13 protein-coding genes are annotated in these 20,763 nt (G+C 35.7%); 7 read left to right on the top strand and 6 right to left on the bottom strand.

Features of this window, described 5'->3' with window-relative positions; all coding sequences use genetic code 11:
* The first annotated feature begins 13 nt into the window (after positions 1 to 13).
* Genes UABHE_RS00470 through UABHE_RS00460 form a run of 3 tightly spaced genes read left to right on the top strand, consistent with a single transcriptional unit; the run spans position 14 to position 2,012 of the window.
* Positions 14 to 1,495 carry a tetratricopeptide repeat protein gene (locus UABHE_RS00470; protein WP_372368159.1) on the top strand — a complete coding sequence of 494 codons (1,482 nt, stop codon included), beginning with the start codon at positions 14 to 16 and terminating at the stop codon, positions 1,493 to 1,495.
* A gap of 11 nt (positions 1,496 to 1,506) precedes the next feature.
* Entirely contained in the window at positions 1,507 to 1,836 is a 330-nt protein-coding gene (locus UABHE_RS00465; RefSeq protein WP_372368158.1) for a hypothetical protein, read from the top strand.
* A complete protein-coding gene (locus tag UABHE_RS00460; RefSeq protein WP_372368157.1) occupies positions 1,833 to 2,012 on the top strand; it encodes a hypothetical protein in 180 nt (59 codons plus the stop codon). Before UABHE_RS00465 ends, UABHE_RS00460 begins: the two co-directional genes overlap by 4 nt.
* A gap of 269 nt (positions 2,013 to 2,281) precedes the next feature.
* Here UABHE_RS00460 and UABHE_RS00455 read toward each other — a convergent pair whose 3' ends face one another.
* Entirely contained in the window at positions 2,282 to 3,196 is a 915-nt protein-coding gene (locus tag UABHE_RS00455) for a ribonuclease Z (protein ID WP_372368156.1), read from the bottom strand.
* A gap of 176 nt (positions 3,197 to 3,372) precedes the next feature.
* Complete coding sequence (locus UABHE_RS00450; RefSeq protein WP_372368155.1) at positions 3,373 to 4,704, bottom strand: hypothetical protein; 1,332 nt, start codon at positions 4,702 to 4,704, stop codon at positions 3,373 to 3,375.
* Between the two features lie 152 nt (positions 4,705 to 4,856).
* Between UABHE_RS00450 and UABHE_RS00445 the strand changes: the two genes are divergently transcribed.
* Positions 4,857 to 6,152, top strand: a complete 1,296-nt coding sequence (locus UABHE_RS00445) for a BsuPI-related putative proteinase inhibitor (protein ID WP_372368154.1) — start codon at positions 4,857 to 4,859, stop codon at positions 6,150 to 6,152.
* Between the two features lie 211 nt (positions 6,153 to 6,363).
* On the opposite strand, the gene UABHE_RS00440 is transcribed toward UABHE_RS00445, so the two are convergent.
* From UABHE_RS00440 to UABHE_RS00430, 3 genes are read right to left on the bottom strand one after another with little or no spacing between them, the layout of a single operon-like run.
* Complete coding sequence (locus UABHE_RS00440) at positions 6,364 to 7,458, bottom strand: glycosyltransferase (RefSeq protein WP_372368153.1); 1,095 nt, start codon at positions 7,456 to 7,458, stop codon at positions 6,364 to 6,366.
* Between the two features lie 9 nt (positions 7,459 to 7,467).
* The gene (locus UABHE_RS00435; RefSeq protein WP_372368152.1) at positions 7,468 to 8,835 is read right to left on the bottom strand and encodes an aldehyde dehydrogenase family protein; all 1,368 of its coding nucleotides are present in this window, start codon (positions 8,833 to 8,835) and stop codon (positions 7,468 to 7,470) included.
* 33 nt (positions 8,836 to 8,868) lie between these two features.
* Complete coding sequence (locus tag UABHE_RS00430; protein WP_372368150.1) at positions 8,869 to 9,609, bottom strand: sulfite exporter TauE/SafE family protein; 741 nt, start codon at positions 9,607 to 9,609, stop codon at positions 8,869 to 8,871.
* 429 nt (positions 9,610 to 10,038) lie between these two features.
* On the opposite strand from UABHE_RS00430, the gene UABHE_RS00425 reads away from it, so the two are divergent.
* The gene (locus tag UABHE_RS00425) at positions 10,039 to 15,030 is read left to right on the top strand and encodes a hypothetical protein (RefSeq protein ID WP_372368148.1); all 4,992 of its coding nucleotides are present in this window, start codon (positions 10,039 to 10,041) and stop codon (positions 15,028 to 15,030) included.
* A 125-nt stretch (positions 15,031 to 15,155) separates the two neighbouring features.
* Positions 15,156 to 16,517, top strand: a complete 1,362-nt coding sequence (locus UABHE_RS00420) for a hypothetical protein (RefSeq protein WP_372368147.1) — start codon at positions 15,156 to 15,158, stop codon at positions 16,515 to 16,517.
* A gap of 40 nt (positions 16,518 to 16,557) precedes the next feature.
* On the opposite strand, the gene UABHE_RS00415 is transcribed toward UABHE_RS00420, so the two are convergent.
* A complete protein-coding gene (locus UABHE_RS00415; protein ID WP_372368146.1) occupies positions 16,558 to 17,184 on the bottom strand; it encodes a hypothetical protein in 627 nt (208 codons plus the stop codon).
* A gap of 112 nt (positions 17,185 to 17,296) precedes the next feature.
* Here UABHE_RS00415 and UABHE_RS00410 point away from each other — a divergent pair, with 112 nt between their 5' ends.
* Complete coding sequence (locus UABHE_RS00410) at positions 17,297 to 20,677, top strand: protein kinase (protein ID WP_372368145.1); 3,381 nt, start codon at positions 17,297 to 17,299, stop codon at positions 20,675 to 20,677.
* Positions 20,678 to 20,763 lie beyond the last annotated feature (86 nt).

The raw sequence follows: 20,763 nt of genomic DNA, 5'->3' as shown, positions 1-20,763 counted from the left end.
AAAGTAAAATAAAATGGAAATAGGTAACCATCGATTTACACCTAACTCAATAGGCACTTTAGCACTAGGGCTTATATTTCTGTTGATAGGAATCAGCCAATTTAACAGTAGTTATAGCGAAATGCAATATCATCAAAATATCTCTAAAGGACTAATTTTCTTCCATTCTAAAAATTACGGGCAAGCTCAATATCATTTATCTAAAGCTTTAAAAATTCAGGACGGCGAAGTAGGTCCTACAGCTCTTCTAGCTAAAATACACTTACTAAAAGGACAATACAAAGAGGCCCAAGAATTATACGAAAAAATAGAAGAATATGCCTTTGGAGAAGACGCTTTTGCTGGACAAATTGGCAATGCTGTATGTCAGTTATATTTACACGAAAACAGTAAATCAAAAAAAACAAATCCTTCTGTCTATCGTTCACTAGAGAGTAAAATAAAAGTTCTCTCTTCTGAAAGCCCAGAATCGATAGATTTCTACATCTTACATGCGCATTTATATCTATTACAATCAAGGTTCTTCAGTCGTAATAACGATAAGGACAAAGAACTTTCATATATGAAATTAGCTAGCCGGAAATTTGGCCAAGCAAAAGACAAGATGACCGAATATCCACCTTCAGTAATGTCTAGTTTATCGTATTACGCAGGTGTCGCAGAACTAAACTTTTGGGAAGCATCTCGACTTTTAAAAGAAACACCCTCTCCCAAAGAAAATAGTTCAGCCTCTACACAAATATATAATAAGTTTCTAAGCGCTTTCGATCACTACCGTATAGCATTTCTTTACCGTGATAAGACCTATTCTCATATTGTTGTAAATTTAGGTGTTATAGGTGATAGAATTTTGAGTTTCCCTTGGTTAACTCCAAAACAACGCAAGCAAATTTTTACAAGAGCAACAAGCTACCAACAAGAAACGAAAACATTTTCTAAACATTTGTACTCAGAATACAAAAGTAGCAAAACAGCAAAGAAAGAATGGTTTCTGGAGAAAAGCAAGGCCTATATTGAAAATGGTACAGCAATCTCTAATATCTATACTAAAAACTATGGAAAATGTCGATTTAACTTGGCTAGACGATTCAAAATTGCCTTTAGTCCTTCGAATGATCGCTATGCACGAATGCTACTTGTTGATCAAAAGAGGAAAAACAAGACTTTAAAAAGTAACTTTTCAGATATATTTTTATCCGCTTATCGCAAAAGTGTTAGAAGTCTTTTGGAAAAAGAAAAGTTTGTTCCGCATGATACTGTATTCTTAGCTAACTTTTTTTATATCTCTGCTGTTACTAATTATTCACGTAAAGCTTCTAGTTTTTCAGAAAAATTGGCCAAGATACTGTCTTCTTTACCAGATAAAAAAGTAATAATTGATGGACGTCCACTAACCTACAAACGTATCTTAATGAACAACTTGTATTATGTGTATAAAAGTAATCCACATAAAAAAGACTTAGCCAAAAAATACCGTAAATATGCTATTAAGTAAAAGGATATTGTATGAAGTGTTTGAAATGTAAACAGGATACTCCTGATACTGAAATGTACTGCACACATTGTGGTTTCAAAATGGATGTTACTTACGATGAAATAACAAAAAAACTCGATAAAGATACCAAAAAGGAAAAAGAAGAAGAAACAGCAGCTTTTTCTCGTTGGGTTTTAATGATAGGGTTAGTTGTTTTTATAAGTGCAATAATCTTTCGTTCTTTATGGACAAATCCTCCATACCCAAACCCTATTCCGAACTACGTACCGTTAAAAGAAGTTCCTCACGAACCTACTAATACTACAAAACCTCATTATCTAAAGAAGGAAGATATAAAGTGAGAATAGATGTTAGGGAAACAGCTTTGCAACTTCGGGCATTATTTCGTATTTGCTTTTTAAAACCTAACAGTTGGCGTGAAATAGCAATAGCAATAATTGCTATTTCATTTGCTCCACTAGTTATGTTTGTATGTATTATGTCAAATACTAAATTGGTGGGTGACAAAGATTGGTAGGAGCAAGTATAGTTTTAGGAAGGCGAAGCTGCTGAGCCAAATTTTTACAAATAAAAATTTCCAGGAAACGACCAATCTACAATAGATTTTCGCATATATTCACTTTCATAAGTTTTTTCCTATAAAGCCTTTATTCTAATAAAGGCTTTGGCTCAGTAGAAGCTTCACCCTCCTAGTCTTTGTTCTATCGCTAGAATACCTTGCCTCGTACTTATCAGTGATTAGGCAAAATTTTAGCTCAAAACCAGGTGAATCAGCGGTTAGAATCTCTACTTTTGGCGTTTGGGCATCGGAATTTTTTCGCAATCTTTAGCAACATGCACGTGATCAAAAACAGATTTTGCCTCTTGTAAAATTAAATCTGTATGAGGATAACGTTGTGAAAAGTGACTAAGCACTACTTTACGTACATTTGCATTTTTTGCTATAGTTGCTGCCTGTTCAGCGGTTAGGTGTCCCCGATCTTTTGCTTCTACAGAATGTTGTTTTAAGTATGTCGCTTCGCATACCAAAAGATCTACATTTTCAGCTAAATCGGCTGCTGCTTGACATACTCTAGTATCCATAACAAAAGCCATGCTTTGTCCTCTACGTAAAACGCTTACATCCTCAACAGCAATACGTTTTCCATCTACCTCAAGATAACCATCTCGCTGCAACGCACCTATAGAAGGACCTTTTACGTTATACTCAGCAAGTTTATTTGGCAACATTGTTCTTCCATCTTTTTCTTGTATCCTATACCCAAAAGTATCGACACTATGGCTGAGTTGTTTTGCTGTTATTACAAATTGCTCATCTTCAAAAATAACGCCTTCTTGCGAAACAGGACAATCGACAATGTGTGCTACATCGTGAAATATTGTCGATTTTCGTAAGCGCTCATAAAATTCTTGGCCGGAAACCGGATAGTATATTTCAATAGGGTGTGCTACTTTATCCAAAGAAATTCTTTGCGATAAGCCAGCAAGTCCTAAACAATGGTCACCATGAAAATGGGTAATAAATATTTTGGTTATTGCTGAAGTAGAAACGTTGGCATATATCATTTGCCGCTGTATACCTTCTCCAGGATCAAACAAAAAACCCTGTTTGTCCCATTTTAACAAGTAACCGTTGTGGTTTCTATAACGTGTAGGAACTTGCCCCGAGGTTCCTAAAATAGTTAGTTCTCTTTGTGACATACTTCACTTCTTTCTAAGGAAATTCAACATGAGCTGCAAAAAAGTTTTCAAGCGCGTTTAATGCAATTAGAACAGGGCACTTAGAAGTACGTATTGCTCTGTAATTAAAAGTAATGATACTAATCTAAACACAATATATAAGAACTCCAAAACAAACAACATCCGAAAACAACTTATTAGGATTTACGTTTGTTACTGCTACCAGGAGGTAGAAGATTTCTCAATAAAGAACGGTTATCTTCATTACCCGTAGAATCTTCCTCTTCCTCTTCTTCAAAATCTTCGTCACCCAAACCAGCAAATGTATCATCATCAAAGCTTGGATCTTGAACTATTTCCTTCATATCACATGATATTGTAGCTTCTACATCATCATAAAGATCTGGCTCTGCTGGTATTGCTATTGGAGAGCTTTCTGCTTCTTTTACTAGTTCTTCCATATCACAAGCAAGCGTCTGTTCTACATCATCATCAATATTCGGTTCATTAGGTATACTTACAGAACTATCAGTAAATTCTGAAATATGAGATGACATTGTAAAATCGCGTTGTGTTGACGGTTCAAGAGGAATAGAAATATCATTATCACTTGTAATAGTTTGCGCACGTGCAACTTCAGAATCATAGCCTTGGTCTGTTAGGTCATCAACTTCAAGTTCTGGAGCAGATGTTATTTTGGTTTCTGGAATTGCTCGTTCTTCATCAATCGCCAAAGGGTCATCTTCTTCTTCAAAGAAACTCTCATCTACTTCTTCTGCTGCGATAGTACTTTGCGAGTCACTATACGCTTCTATAGCAACATAATCTTCAGCTATTCCTTGTTGATCTGCTTCACTTTCCGTGTAGGCTTCTATATACTCTTTTTCCTGGCTTTCTTCGTGATAATCTGCAGAAACCACTTCCTCAGATACATAGTCAGAAGATGTCATTTCTTCTGAGACATATTCTTCTGAGACATATTCTTCAGACGCATAATCATCAGATGTCATTTCTTCTGAGACATATTCTTGTGAATCATCAGCCTCTGATATTATTTCTTCTGATTCATATGAACGATTAGTGTCATTACTGTCATTCGAGTGGTCAAGATCGTTATCAACAACTGAAACAACGCTATCTGTTGCAACTTCTTTATTCTCGTCTAAACGATCTTCCATTTTAAAACGTCCCGCAATTGCAGATACTATACAAATCTGAAATAAAAGGACCAAGGATAATTCATAGTTTGCAATACCAGTACTTTGCCAAGTGTTTATAATATTGCTCTTCATTTCTATTACATTTTCAAAATTAGGCATAACAACAATGAGGGCATCTGGTGCGTTAGAAATTCCTTCATATATATGAAGTGCAAACATTCCCAAGCAACCAAAAGCTCCAAGTAACATTTTTTTATATTTTGTTATCTTGGATAGCGTATAGATAACTCCCCATCCCCACATGAGGATAATAAGAATATCTAGCACAAAATTGCTATACGCTTGAAAAAAAATATCTGCTGTGTTCAAAATAATCTCCCTAAACATGTATTATAAAAAAATTATAGTGTCACACTTACAAACTTCCAACGAAAAAATAAAAATATGCTTGGTATATGAAAAAAAAAAAATCATAATTATCTCAAAAAATAGAACATCTCAAATTTTAAGGATTTTTCAACATGTATAAAAATTTAATTATTGCTTTATTATCTGTTAGTTGTTTCTTATTTGCCGATGAGAAAGTAAAAGGACAAATAGAAGATTTTCTAAGACAACAAAATTTATCACAAGGCTCAAGCAACACAAAAGCTACCCACGCAAATTCACCTCAAGGACTTGAAAAATTACAAACATGGACACACATGGGAGCACCTGTTACTGAAATCATACTACAAGAAACACCTGACATTAAAGTTACTGTTTACAATTGTCAACCACACAAACGATATTGGTATCGCTTACAAGGATCTATTTTAAACGTAGATTTGTGGTATGGCTTTTATCAATACTCAAACCAATTCAATAATCGTACATTTTTTCAAAATCAATTTAATAGTACACATACAAAACAAACGCCTTCACTGCAACCAAACCAACTCGAATTAACCACTTATTATAAAACGACCGATTATGGAAACGTAGTGGTAAAATATTCCCATGGTCATGTTTATCCAGGATACCAAGCATTTTCTTATTACTGCAATAGAGGTAATAGATACTGGGTTGAATTGCAAGAAAATCAAACCCAAAGTTCTTATTGGTACGGGCCTTATCCTTACTATTTCTCTCAACCTAAACCAAAACTAAAAATAGTTGTTGCGTTAGATAAACCCCAATACGAAGTAAATGAAAGTCCGAGTATCAAAATATCGGTACACAATAACTCTTCGCGGGCAGTGTGGTTAAAGTTTACAAATGGCATGAGAGGTGATTATATTTTGGATAACAATTATCACTGGTCAAAAAATATGATGTTTACTCAAGTTCTTGGACGCGAATTAGTGCCTGCATATGGAAAAATAGAGCTCTTTCAAAAAAATCATTCTCTCAGAAGATACGCATTAAATCCAGGTCAACATCGTCTCGTCGGAGTAGTTAAAACACGTAATTATGGTACTTTGCGCAGCAATGAGGTCACTTTTTCTGTAAGACGCTCAAGCTTTCCGCCACATAATTCTCCTTCAACAAAAGCATTAATGGACAAAGCAATTAAATTGATGAAAAAAGGAAAGTACAATATTGCGCGAAAATTGCTCACAAAAATAACCCAAATAGAACCAAGCAATATTATAGCGGTTTATAACTTAGCTTGTGTAGAAGCAATTACTTACCACGAAGACTTAGCTTTAGATTACCTAGCACGTGCATTTGAGTTAGGGTATCGAGATTTTGCTCATATAAGACAAGATCCAGACCTTAACAATGTTCGTTACCTAAGGCGCTTTCGTAGATTAATAAAAAAATACCAATACTAAGGATTTTTAAACGAAATTTTCTTTTGGGAAAAGAAAACTAAAGTATTAAACGATATAAGTTTTATAGACAAAAGAACCCAGCAAATATCGATTCGAGTAATACGATGTAGAGGCCGTCTTATACCACCAAGAGCGACACGATACGAGACGATCCCTACATCGCACTTAGTTTAAGCATCTTATAAAAGATGCCATTTAATTTAGCAACTCATTACCTTGGATATTTGTAATTATTGTCGTATTTATTATATAAATCGATATAACTAGATATCATTTTTGATAATGTAAATTCTTTACAGGGAGTATTTTTTGAAACGGAGAGTTGCTTTATTATCTTTTCTACCGTATCTTTTCTCGTAAAATCAGCAACACAACCATTTGTATAGTATTCTAATAATTCAGGCAAGGAATCAACATTACTTGCCACAACAGGAACTCCGTGGCTCATAGCTTCAGCTAAAACAAGCCCAAAACCTTCATAACGCGAAGGCATAACAAACAAATCAAAAGCAGCAATACAATCGGCTGCATCCTTTCGAAAACCTGGTAAACGCACTTTGATATTATCAATAGTGCAGTAGCTCTCTAACTTACTGCGCTCTTCTCCCTCCCCCAGAATAACAACTGCCCAATGCTCCCCTTTTGGAATATGCGCACTCAGTTCGGTCAAAAGATTAAAAAAAACATCATAACCTTTCTGGCGATTTAATCTTCCAACAGAGCCAATAATTTTCGTACAATGCTCAATTCCCCAAATACACTTCAAATCAGAAATTTTTTCGGGAGATAGGCAAGTAATGTCTGTAATACCATTATATATAACTGGTAAAGCTTTACTTGTAACACCTATTTTTTGCGAATGAAATTCTTGTACTGCTTTTGAAACCACTGTCATACAATCGCAAAGGCGAAAAGTAAGGCGATCTAAAATGAAATGCCAATTTTTTCCTTTGCGTTTTTCCGCAATATGTATGGTGTTAACCAAAATATATTTTCTCCGCCAGGAATTTAGCCGAGAAACGACATTAGCATGAATAAGATGCGCGTGAACAATTTGCGGCTCAATTTCACTAAGAAAACGTCGCAATTTCCAAATACGCCAGATACTTAACTTTGTTAAATTAAGACTAAGAATGCGGATACCAAGTGCCTGGAGTTTTTCGACAACAATAGAGTTTTCAGGTACTTTCAATAACGATACAACAGTCACTTCATGGTTAAGGCTTTGTAAACCACGGCTAAGCTCCAATACAATTTGCTCCGCTCCAGCAGGGCGCAATTCAGTAATTACTTGTACAACCTTCATAATGAATTTCTACATAATTAAAGTTTTATGAAAAGACATTTCGCGAATAGCGTAATACACACCTTCACGGCCAATACCACTATCTTTGACTCCACCAAATGGAAAGTGTTCTGCTCGAAAACCAGGACCGTCATTTACTGCTAAAGCACCTACTTCTAATTCTGCGTAAAGTTTTTTTGCTACAGATATATTTTGAGTAAATACGCCTGACTGTAATCCGTAGTTTGAAGAATTAATACTTGTGATCACTGTATCTAGATTAGAAAATTTAAATAGTGGTATAACAGGACCAAATGTCTCTTCAGCAACTACAGGAGAATTAGCAGTAACATTCTCTAGTATAGTAGGAAAGATAATATTGTTTTCACGCTTATTCCCAAGTAAAACAGAAGCTCCAAGCTCAACTGTTTTTTGAATACGTGAAAATACTTCATCTGCAGCTAATTTGTTCACTAAAGGTCCAACAAAAGTATCGTCTTTGCTTGGATCGCCAACTTGCAATTTCTGCGCTTCGCTCACGAGCTTTTCTTTATAAGAATTGTAAATACCATTGTGAACATAAATTCTTTTGCAAGCTGTACAACGTTGGCCTGCTGTTCCAAAGCGTTGCTGGATAGTAGTCTTCACTGCCAAATCAATATCGGCATCATCCATCACAATAAGAGGGTCATTACCACCAAGTTCAAACAATAATTTCTTAAAACCTGCATTTTTAGCAATCGCTTTCGCTACCTTTGTACCGCCAGTAAAATTAATGCAATCAATCCGGGGATCAGCAACAATTTTATTCATAACCTCTACGTCAGGAACGCACATTTGTAAAACATCCTCGCTTATTCCCGCTTCATAACATAAACGTAAAATTTCCTTGGCAGATAAATAATTTTGAGGACTTGGTTTAAACAAAATAGCATTTCCTGCCGCAAAAGCCGGTCCAATTTTATGCATGGCAATGTTGAGAGGAAAATTAAATGGCGTAATCGCCAAAACAGTTCCTAAAGGAAATAACTGCACAATCCCAACGCGATTTCTTTGTGGTGGATAAGCGTCAGAATGCAAAGCTTCACCTTTTATATTCTTTGCTTCACTAGCAGCACACAGCACCGTATTTTGAGAGCGTCGTACCTCGACGCGACTATCACTAATAGTTTTTCCGGTTTCAGAAGTAATGAGTTGCGCAAGTTTTTCTGCATTTTCAGCTAATAATCTTCCTAAATTTTCAAGAATCACTGCTCTTTGAAAATATGGAATCGCACGCAATTTTTTCTTACCTACATATAAACGAGCAATTGCTGTATCTGTCTCTTCAGCAGAACAAAACGGAAATTCTCCCAAAGAACGATTATTAAAAGGATTTTTAACTGTAAACATATTCATAAAATCTCTTCCTAAGAAGGATGCGGTCACATCCTAAAAAAATACTTGGTGTAGTAACTTTAAACCTGCAAAAAACAATGCACACTTAAAAAGTGTGAAAAAATAAATTTGAGGAATCCACTTTAATGCATATATACCAATGCGCGTACCAATCACACCAGAAACTAAAATAACTAAAATAAGATATGAGTACTCAAAATAAGAAAAACCAAGGTACAAAAAGATAGGCAATTTCGTAGAATGAATAAAACCTTGCATTGCTGATTTATTTGCAACAATTTCTTCTTTTGTTAAATCCTTACGCACAAAAAATAATGCTAAAAACGGTCCAATAGCCCCAACTAGAATCCCCAAAATACCTGCAAAAAAGCCAACAATCGCAAATCCTCTATTTCCCAAAACAATATCGGGAATATTTTTTGGCTTAAAAATTGTGTAAAAAATAAATGTTGTGATAATTAAATACGGAACTGTTTTGGAAATTTTAGGCAGAAAGGCACCAGCACAAATTGCTCCAACAGATGCACTGAGTGCAAAAAAAATAAATAATTTTAAGCGCATAACATCGCGTAATAAATAGCTTCTAAATCCATTTGTAAACATTTGAACAAAGCCGTGAACAGGTATTATAATAAAAAGAGGTAGATACAATGTCATAAACGAAAAGAGAAGCACACCACCACCTGAACCAGTAGTAGAGGAAATAATTGTGCTAAAAATAGTCACTACTATAAGAAGGCATATGTCTAAATAATCAATTGCTAGTTCATTCACAGAGAATCCTTCTAGGAAAGTGAAATAATACCCAAGTGTAAAAAAATTTTAATATATAATTATGCATTTTTATAAAAATATTGCAAAATTTATAGTAGAATTAGAAAAAATAAATAGAAATTAAGAGTGTCATAGTTGGTACTTTAGGGTGAGAGAAAATAATTTATCTCTATAGCCCTTAGAATAAAAGCCTACCCAAAATAGATTTTAGGCATATAGAAATAAATAATATACTCCTTTTGCTTGACTTTTTATCTGTCGTTATTTCTCACTTACAGAGATAGACATTTTGAACATGCAAATATCTAATAAAATTCCAGCTCAGGGTTGGGTATATTTATTTTCACACGCCTTACAACTTAGGGATGCTGCGAAAAAGAGGGTACAATCCTCTGCACCCGCCCTTAAATTCGAAATCGGAGACCATAGATGTTAAAGTATGTGCTTATAGTTTTATTAATTTTAATACCTATTTTGAGTGCAGAAACATATATATCTGTAAATCCTATCGAAGTATCTGTTGCTCCACAAGAACAAATTCCCTATATAGTTGGTCTTGTTAAAGATGGAGAAGTGCAACAAGTTCTTCCCTGGGATTTTAAATTTTCTGCACAAAAAGGAAGTTTTTCAGGAAACGTATATAAAGCTCCACCTGTCCCCGGAACATTTCTGGTTTTTATTCGCTATAAGACCATAGAAAGCGTAGCAATTGTAAACGTTATTGGTCGCGAACCTGTTGCTAAAATAGCAATTACTCCAGAAGAAGTTAATCTTCAAGCAGGAGAATCCGTTAACTTTACAGCAACTCCTCTCGGCAAAACCAAAAATGCTCTTTTCTACCAAGTAGCTTGGATGGCAAAAGGTGGAAAAATCGATTCAAATGGAAAATTTACAGCGGGAAATAATCTTGGAAAATACCAAGTAACTGCTCTTGGTCCTAACGGCTTAAAAGCAGTCGCAAATGTTAACATTCAAGAACAACGTGATGTTCTTCAAGAAATAGTCATTTCTACTCCTAAAAAGAAAATATACGTAGGTGAATCATTACAACTAACAGCGACAGCATACAACAACCGCCGTCAAATAATTGAGAGTGAATACTCATGGCAGTCTACTTCAGGAGAACCAAATAGCCAAGGTTACAATTTTAAAGCTGAAAAAGTAGGTGTCTACAAAATTAAGGCCTCTTCGGTTGACGGTAATGTAGAAGCCTCTATACAAATAGAAGTAGAAGCAATTCCAGCAAAGCTACAAAAAATAGAGCTTATAGCTAACAAAGAACCTATATATCCAAACACAACATTGCAAATCACAAGTCAAGGTTATGATCAATACGGTAATAAAATAAATTTCCAGCCATTGTGGAATGCAAGTGGCGGAAACATAGACGCACAAGGAAACTTTACTGCAAAAGAACCAGGAATATATAGCGTCCAAGTAAAAGATGCTCAAAGTAATGTACAACAACAAATCGCCATTAAAATTCTTCCAAATAAAAATATTGTTGCTGATAACATAAATACAGATGACAACCCACAACAAAACGAAAATTTGGTAGAAAACACTCAAGATACATCTGAAAATAGCGAAAATAACAGCAAAGAAGAGTATCTTTCTAATACACCAGAAAATTTCGAGCGTGATTTTCCTGAGGAAAATGAAAACGATATAAATAAACATGTAGAAATATTCTCAGAGAAAACCCCTGATGATCTAACAAATGATGATGGCGTAGATACAGCTTCCGAAATGTTCTCGCGTGAACAGGAAGACGAATTAATAAATCGCGACCAAGATCAAACCACAGATAACCAACAAGATTCTTCAAATAAAGAAGAGAATAATCAAGCAGATTTAACAAACCGCGAGCAGAATAACGATCAAGAAAACCCATCGCGCGAACAACAAGACGAACTCATAGAAAATGAAATTGTAAACAACGAAATCGAAGAACCTAAACTACCAGATAATACAAACGAAATAATACAAGCCGGTATAAAAATTAACACTGAAAGCATCTCTCTACAACCAGGAGAAACATATCAATTCTCAACAAATATTGCAGGGGGAATAAAATGGGAAGCTACAGGAGGTACTATCGATAACAGCGGACTTTTTACCGCAGGGAGCGCTGTAGGAGAATTTGTAGTTGTTGCTACAAACGGTGATACACATACAAAAGCTAGCATTTATGTCTTTCGAGGTCTGCAAGAAGTTACTGAAGTTTCGCGTTTAGAAATTCTTCCAAAAAATGTAACGCTTCAGCCAGGAGAAAGCGCACAATTCTCAGCGAATGCTTATGATAAAAATAACAATAAAATAGCTGTAGATATAACATGGACTGCAACAGGTGGTTCTATTGATAACAGCGGTTTATATACAGCGAACAATACCGTTGGAAATTATAGTATTAAGGTTGCGTCTTCAAAACAAGATTTACAAGCTTCAGCGCGCGTTGTTATAGCCACAAACAATGAATACACATTACAAGTTTCTCCTGTGGAACCTCGTGTAAAACCTGGAGAACAAGTACGTTTTCAAGTTGCACTTAACAAAAGTAACAAAGAAATTTGGTCATGGCCTTGGGAATACACATTTGTTGCTAGCGAAGGACAAATGAACGATACAGTATATACTGCTCCACAAAAACCTGGTGCATACAACATCGAAATTCGCCACCCAAAAGCTGTAACCAATGTAATTGTCATTGTGGGAACAGAACTTGAAAACTCAAAAATCAAAGAAATTCAAGTTAATCGCGACAGTCTAACCTTACAACCTTTTAGTAAATATACTTTCATTGCAAATGCAATAGCAGAAGATGGTAGTGTACAACAAATATCTCTTTTATGGCGAGCAAATGGCGGTAAAGTAGATGCAAATGGAACTTATACGGCAGGTAATACGCCAGGGAATTATACTATAGAAGTTTCTGATCCTGTATCAGGCGCTACAAAAACTATAAATATAACCGTTATCGAAAAAAAATCAGACATATTCAGCATTGAGTCTGACCCAAAAGAAATTATACTACCAATAGGTACACAGCAAAAAATCAGCTTCAAACTACGCCAAGGTTCCTTTGAACAATTTTCATGGCCATGGGAATACAAGACAAGTGTTTCTGCTGGTACGTATGAGAATGGCGTATATACAGCGCCAAGTAAAACAGGCGAATACCTGCTAGAAGCTGTACATAAGAAAGCAAAAGCAAAATTTAAAATAACAGTAACACCTCCACAAATTCAATCTTTCACAATAAAAAGTGCACAAAAAACTGTAAAAGAGGGAACAAAAGTAAAATTTGCGGCCGAAATCACAGATCCACAAGGCAGCCGCACATTTCCTTTAGAATGGAGTTGCTCTGGGGGACAAATTAAGCAAAATGGTTTATACCTAGCAAGTGAATCAGGAGCACAAACCATTACCGCCCAAATCCCAGGAACAGACATCTCTGCCCAAACAACCATAAATGTTATTGGTAGAATGAAAATGTTTGTCGAGCCAAAGAAACTCGAAATTCCAGTGGGCGAAAAACTTCGTTTAAAAATAACAATGTACAAAGGTAAAGAAAAACTATGGGCATGGCCTTGGGAATTTAAATGTGTTGCAGAAAAAGGCTCATTTCACGAAACACTATACACTGCTCCAAACGAACCAGGAACCTACCGCGTAAAGATTCGCTATAAAAAATGGGTAAAACGAACAAAGGTTGTTGTTTATACTCCTAACAATAACAAAAGTCGTATTGTAATTACTCCGCAAACCGTTTCTTTAGAACCTCTAAGAAAACACCATTTTACTGCTGAAGTTTACGATGCCCAAAACAATAAATTATCAGCTAATCTACAGTGGCAAGCCCAAGGCGGAGTCATGGAAGGTGACGGAACTTACACCGCAGGTGCAATTAGCGGTGATTATATAGTAAAAGCTATTGATCGCGAACGAGGTTTGGAAGGACAAGCAACAATTTCTATTGTGGAACCAATAGAACGAATTGTAATTGTTCCAGGAAATAAAAATATGCAACCTGGCCAAACATTCAAATTTACAGCAATGGGAGTTAGACAAAACAACGAAGAAACATCTGTTGATGTAAATTGGCGCGCTACGGGAGGTGACATTACACCTGAAGGCCTATTTACAGCGGGTCAAAAAGAGGGGCGTTACTTCACTGTTACCGCAAATACTCCAAACGGTCTTAGTAGCACTGCTAAAATTAGAATTCTAAGTAGTAGCAGTGTACGTTTAAAAATAATTCCAGAAAGCACCAAATTAGCTCCTGGTGAAAGCCTACAATTCAAAGCAATAGGAATTGATAACAATGAAAATGAAGTGGTCATCACTCCGAAGTGGTTTGCTATTGGCGGTACGATAAGTAAAGATGGTATTTACTATGCGGGAAACAAAGCTGGACGATATTATGTTACTGTTATTGACATGGAAAGCCACTTATTTGCTAAAGCACCTATAGTGATAGAAGAAAGGCAACAACATAACATAGGCTACTCACTGCGTATTTCAGCTAGTAGTACAAAAGTACGTCCTGGAGAAAATGTAGTTATTAAGCCTGCCCTACTTAAAAATGATAAAACAGAGTGGACATGGCCTTGGGAATTTAAATACAAAGCTTCAGACGGAGTATTAGTCGGCGAGTATGGTAATATTTGGATTGCTCCCAAGCGCCCAGGTACATACACTCTTACAGTAGCGCACCGTAAAGCTACCCGCGAAATCGTGCTTGAAGTAGAAGGTGAATACGGACAACGCATCAAACGAATAGATCTACGACCGAAAAAAATTGCATTACAACCTGGAGAACTTTATAAATTTACAGCCGCAGCCTATTTAAGCAATGGCCAAAGATACCCTGCGCAAATATCTTGGTCTGCCACAGGAGGAAAAATTGACCAAAGTGGTACATTCCAAGCAGGTAGAGCTCCTGGTAACTACGTAGTTATTGCAAGACACCAAGGAGTAGAATCTGTTGCAGAAGTAGTGATTGGCCGTAAAAATACTACATATAGTTTAGGCCTTGATTGGGGAAGGTCACTGCGCAGCGGCCGTGTATCGCGAAAACAAACGCAAAAATTCATATACGGCAACGTTTTTACTAAAAACGCAAGTGATTTAGAACAATTTAGACGTGGCTTTATCAAAGGTTATGGTGCAGCGGGTTTATATCTTTTCCAAGAATTACTATGTCACACAGCTAGTGATTTTGGAAAAATATACGGGCACAACCTCTATTGGGGAAATGTAACCAAAAACCAACTGGCGAATTTTATTCGTTCGTATGTACTTCGTTTACCTGATAGTTGTCACCATTCGTTTAAACAAGGTTTTGTTAGTGGTTACAAACATTACAAAGGCGGTAGTATTTACGAACAAATATACCGCTGGGCTAAGTACCGCAAATAAAACTGTACTAAGAAAAAAATCCCTGATATAATAAGATAATGTAAATTTAAGTGACCTGTTGAAACTCAGGTCACTTAGAGTGCGCAAATCGCACTCTAAAAATCTTATTGAAGGGATTTTTTTTTATGAAAAATATATTTTTATTAAGCCTTATTTTATCTGTGTGCCTAGTGGCCAATGATTTAGATAAAGCGCCAAAGAACTTTGACAAATTTGATGCACAGGCTGTTTTTGTTGACTTTCAACAAGTAAGTGTTGACTTAGTTCTTGATGTAAAAAACCGCAAGGCAACAGCAACAACCACAATTTCTTTTTTTCAACCACAAGATGGGTATCCAATATTTGACCTAGTTCCCTCAGTAAGTTCTGCGAAAGTGGATGGTCAAGAGTTATCGTCAGATTCATGCCCATCAATCAGCTCACCTGACAACGCAACTACTTTTCGCGTTGTACGCACGCAACTTGCTGCTGGTATGCACGAACTTCAAATAACAAACTCTTTCACTAAAAATCTTGAGTTTACATCGCAAGGTGTTAAACTTGGTTTTTTTATGTCTGATCTAAGCAAACGTACATTCATCGAACAGTACTTGCCTGGTAACCTAGAGTTTGATCAATATCCAACTCAACTACAATTAAAAATATTGAACGCTCAGTATGAGCACCGCGTAATGGCTAATGGTACTACTCAAAAATTGGGAAGTAACCAGTATTCCATTTCATTCCCACAGTACTTCACTGCATCTTCTTTCTACCTACACATTGTAAATCCAAATGCAATGACCATCATTGAATTTGATTACAAAGGTATGGAAAAAACAATTCCGCTAACTGTTTACGCAAAAAGTTCTTCTTTAGCAAGCAATGGAATGCGCGATTTGAAAAAGTACATGGCAGAACTAGAAACAACATTTGGCCCTTTTTGTCACCCACAATTTATTGCATACATGACACCAGGTGGTGGTGGAATGGAACACTGTGGAGCGACAATCACTTCTCTATGGGCTTTAGGTCATGAACTAACTCACTCGTGGTTTGCACGTGGAATTATGCCATCAAGCGGTAACTCTGGATGGATGGATGAAGCGATTGCAAGCTGGAGAGACAAAGGTTACCCAAGTAAGCGTCCTGCAAATCGTACTCCTGTAAATCTAGCAGGTAATTCTGAGTATCGCCGTCATACACCTTACGCTTCTTATAGCTCAGGTATGACATTTATTGCAGAGCTAGATTATATTCTTAGCGCTCAAGGTGGTATGAAAAAGCAATTACGCGAGTTCTACGCAAATAAACACCACAACAATATCACTACAGAGTTATTTAAAACATTTGTAGAGAAAAAAGCTGGTAAAAGTTTATTTGATCGTTTTGATCGCTACGTCTACGGACAAAGCGAAGAAGCGGTAACAAACGAGAGACATGCACATGAGCATCACGATTCAGTATGTCGTCCTTTTACCGAAAAAGAACTAAAAGATAATCTATAATATTTACGTCTCAGGTGTCATGCCTGAGACGCACTTCATCTTATTTTTCTTGTTTTGCTTCGACTAAAAATGCAAATAAAGATTTACGATCTTTTATAATACCATCGCTTTCATGCAAATCCCGCCTTGTAAACCCCAATGTTATATGTGGGTAATATCGCTCGGCATTAAACTTCTGCGGGTCGCCACCTCTTTCAACGTACAAATCCCATATTTTTTTACGTATATTTCGTAGATCTAGCGATTCGACCACGATATAATAAGTATGCTCTTTCTTGCCATCGATTTTTTTTTCGCCTCTACCAATACAAATGATATCAAATCGCGCATTTTGAATTTTCATATCCTTAGCGATTTCGTTAATCTCTTCTATAGAAATATAATTACGTAACTGGTTATAATATTCTGGAGGGGTAATAACGGTAATGTGCGCTTCGCCTCTATTTTTTAGAGTTTTTTCCAACTTTACCTGTAAATCATCATAAACTTTCTTTACATGTTTGTACGGCAAATTAAGAATCAAATAACTATCAAAAGCTCCCGTACCTGAATGCGCAATAAACGACACAGATTTACTTTCGTGGATTTGACTAGAAACCTCTAAAGTAAATTTTTCTTCGTTAGCAAAAATGGATACTATAAGCAAAAAAACTATTAACAAACGCATATTATTATCCTTAATAATAAATTCTCCTAAATTGCAAATCACTATTTTTTATAATAGACTATTATACAATCAAAAACCATCAAAAGAGTAAAACAGCTATGAAAGTGTGATTATGAATTTATTACATGTAACAAAAGCTTCAACACAAAATGCTCATCAAAAATTAACTAAAATGGCAGAAACTTTACAAAAAATTAATCATCGCAATTTTCAAAAAATCTATTCTGTAGAACAAGACGATAATAATTATTATTTAGTACTAGAAGCCGTTTCGGGAAACACACTTTCATGGTGGTTACAACAACAAACACTCTCTATCAGTCAAACAACAGCAACTATTTACCAATTGCTAGATGGAATCTTTGCCGGACATAATCTCGGAATCATTCACCAAGCTATTCATCCTAAGAATATTTTCTTACAAAAAAATGGTCATGTAAAAATAATGATGTATGGACTTAATTTGAGTAAGGGAATGACAGGATTTGAGCCACAGTTATCTAATCAACAGTCTGAAAAAAATTATAAAATAAGCGAAAACGAAGCATACCATTTTTGGTCTCCTGAACTTTACCAAGGAGAACAACTCGACGAAAGATCTGATATTTTCTCTATAGGAGTTTTATTTTACTATCTCCTTACCAAACAGTACCCTTTTGGACAACAGCAAGGTATATCTTATCTCAATCATATGCTAAAAAATGAACCTACCTCCATTCAAAAATACTTGCCGGATATCAACCCTCAACTCCAAACAATCATTACCAAAATGCTACAAAAAAAGAAAGAACAGCGCTACCAAAACGTACAGCAAGTTCTCGAAGATTTGTCAAACATACTAGATAAAGCAGCGAAAAAGCTAGTAACCAGCGACAGTATCTCACCAAAAATAAATACCAAAACAGTGGAACAATTAACTGTGAAAACAGCCCAAGACAAACGTACCTTAGTACAACTACTCTCACTAGCATATCAAAGTACATCCAATGCCCATCTTATCAAAAAAAAGCTATTTCACACTATCACAACTCAAAAAAACGATACAGATTATTTATTAGATATTTATCACAAAATTACTCTTCGCGGTTTAAGAAATCCATCCAAACTTTATCAAAGTATCACAAAGATCAAAACACTTTTAGAAAACTCTGATACTTCGAAAGAACAATTAGAGAAATTTATTGAACAAAATATTTTATACAATCTAAAGTTTTTTGATTCACATGACAATAATGTGGAATTCAACCCCATAACAAGCTTAGACATAACTTCTTTGGAATCTGAAAGCTCTCAAGATGAAATTTTTTCGAAACAAAGCGAATCAAATACTCCACCCAATATAAATATTTCCAAACCTGAAAACTCTCAAGAACAAAGCGAATCAAATACTCCACCTAGTATAAATATTTCCGAACCTGAAAACTCTCAAGACGCAATCATTTCGCAACAAAGCGAATCAAATAACATAAATACTTCCGAAACTAAAAGTTCCCAAGAACAAAGCGAATTAAGCACTCCACCCAATATAGATATTGCTGAATCTAAAGGCTCCGATACTTCCAAACCTGAAAGCTCCCAAGAACAAAGTGAATCAAATACTCCGCCAAGTATAGAAATTTTTGAACCTAAAAATCCATCATCTAAGAAACGTCATAGAAAACTAGGCGCAATACTTATTTCTCTAGATATTATCAATAGATCGCAACTCAAAAATGCCCTCGCCTATCAACAAGAATATAGTGTACGTTTAGGCGAAGCTTTAATTCTACTTAATTATGCAACGGAAATACAAGTATATCAAGCTCTTGCACGACAGAATAACCTACCCTATGTTGATCTTTCAACGGGAGATATCCCTCCAGAAGTTATTGAGTGTGCTCCAAGACAAATTGTAGAAGAAAAGCAAATTATCCCAGTAAAAAAGACTGCTAGAGCAATCTACGTCGCCTTTTCAGATGTAACAGATTTAGAGACCTTAGAGGACCTAAGATTTTTACTCGCTTGTGATATAGAACTGGTCGTTGCAACTCCAACATCTATCGCACAAGCTATTAAAAAACACTATGATGTTGAGCAAAGTAACCTCGAAGATATGTATGATATGCTAACCTCCGCTGACCTTGGCTACGATTTAGACGATGAAATAGAGTATGCACCTGTAAAATCAGACGATGCAGACTATGAAGAAGATGATGACGATGACGATGATGGAATGAACTCTGAGATTGTCGATGAATGTGATCGTAGCGATCTTCGTGAAATTGCATCTTTAAAACGCCGTAATTATGCAAAAAAAAGTTATGATTTAGATAAAAGCACAGAAACAAAACCCAAAGTAGGATTGAGAAAAAAAGCCCTAAAGAAACCAAGTAAATTGGAGACGGAAACTCAAAAAAGACAACAAGCTTTAAAAGTTGAACGTAAAGAAAAGCGTAAGATTACTATACAACGCGAAAAAAGTTGGCAAAAATGGCTCTCTGGAGATGCAGGAATTCCTGGACCAGTGGAACGTTTCACCTCTAAATTCAAAGTTCTACTAAAAATATCGCAAGCAACTATAGGAATGTATTTTGTGTTATTTGCCAATGCTGTAGATATGATCATTGACACCGTTAGTAGTTATGTTCAAGGAATTTTTCGCGCCTGGAAGATGGCCCACACAATGAAAAAGGCCGCAAGAAGAACAAAAGACCCTTCAATCTTAGTATCGGAACTGTGGAGTGACTACAACAAAGCACGTGCACTGCTATATCGATTGCTCTATAACTCTAGCACCACAAAAAAGCAGATAACAAAACTAGATAAATACCAAAGAGATATTGTATTAACCCTCGTTCTTGAGGCAAGGTACCACCTTGATCAAATGCGCAGAGATCTAGATTTTGTTAATCGAAAGGAAACGCTTGCAACAGGAAAAAAAACCATACTAGACTTCTTGTTGAGCTTTATACCAAACCCACTAAGTGTATTTACACCAATAAAAGATTTTTTTGTGCTGGTATTTTGTATGAAATACAGCCGAGAAGATATCAACTACTTACACTGCTCTTTTTTACACGACTATCACAGTTTAATAGTAAAACTAGAAATAGAACACAAAATAGATAACATCGAACATATTCCTCTTGATCACGAAGACAATATCCGCAAGCAATACCAATTACCTACGCAAGAAAATATAGATAAAGTTATTTCTCATTCTCGCGAAACACTACATAAAATGATTTGCGCTCTATGTAAAGCCGACACATTCTTTTCTTCGCAAAAATGGAGTCTCAACGAATTAGTTAACGAAATTAATCGCCGTAAAAAAAACTGCGATCCTCTTCTTATACTCGATTTAGAAATACGATTATCCAAACTCATCACTAAAACTTTACAAAACAATAATGTAAAATTTGATGCTACAGAAAAACAACAACAAATAAGTGAACAAAAAGAACGACATTACTCTTTAAACTTACAAAAAAAACTCACTAAATTGTTTATCTAAGTGATCTTACTACTTAAAACTAGCTTGCAAAAACCGTACATAAACAGTACCATATAAATAGTAATGTACTTCTTATGTAAAATGCA

The sequence above is a fragment of the Candidatus Uabimicrobium helgolandensis genome, assembly GCF_041508025.1.
Lineage (GTDB): Bacteria > Planctomycetota > Uabimicrobiia > Uabimicrobiales > Uabimicrobiaceae > Uabimicrobium > Uabimicrobium helgolandensis.
The sequence above is the reverse complement of the archived record's forward strand: the minus strand, read 5'-3'. Positions and strand labels throughout refer to the sequence as shown.

Excerpts from the sequence above, each read along its gene's own strand:
- UABHE_RS00470 (WP_372368159.1), top strand. The coding sequence starts at position 14 with ATGGAAATAGGTAACCATCGATTTACACCTAACTCAATAGGCACTTTA.
- UABHE_RS00465 (WP_372368158.1), top strand. The coding sequence starts at position 1,507 with ATGAAGTGTTTGAAATGTAAACAGGATACTCCTGATACTGAAATGTAC.
- UABHE_RS00455 (WP_372368156.1), bottom strand. The coding sequence starts at position 3,196 with ATGTCACAAAGAGAACTAACTATTTTAGGAACCTCGGGGCAAGTTCCT.
- UABHE_RS00445 (WP_372368154.1), top strand. The coding sequence starts at position 4,857 with ATGTATAAAAATTTAATTATTGCTTTATTATCTGTTAGTTGTTTCTTA.
- UABHE_RS00440 (WP_372368153.1), bottom strand. The coding sequence starts at position 7,458 with ATGAAGGTTGTACAAGTAATTACTGAATTGCGCCCTGCTGGAGCGGAG.
- UABHE_RS00435 (WP_372368152.1), bottom strand. The coding sequence starts at position 8,835 with ATGAATATGTTTACAGTTAAAAATCCTTTTAATAATCGTTCTTTGGGA.
- UABHE_RS00425 (WP_372368148.1), top strand. The coding sequence starts at position 10,039 with ATGTTAAAGTATGTGCTTATAGTTTTATTAATTTTAATACCTATTTTG.
- UABHE_RS00420 (WP_372368147.1), top strand. The coding sequence starts at position 15,156 with ATGAAAAATATATTTTTATTAAGCCTTATTTTATCTGTGTGCCTAGTG.
- UABHE_RS00415 (WP_372368146.1), bottom strand. The coding sequence starts at position 17,184 with ATGCGTTTGTTAATAGTTTTTTTGCTTATAGTATCCATTTTTGCTAAC.
- UABHE_RS00410 (WP_372368145.1), top strand. The coding sequence starts at position 17,297 with ATGAATTTATTACATGTAACAAAAGCTTCAACACAAAATGCTCATCAA.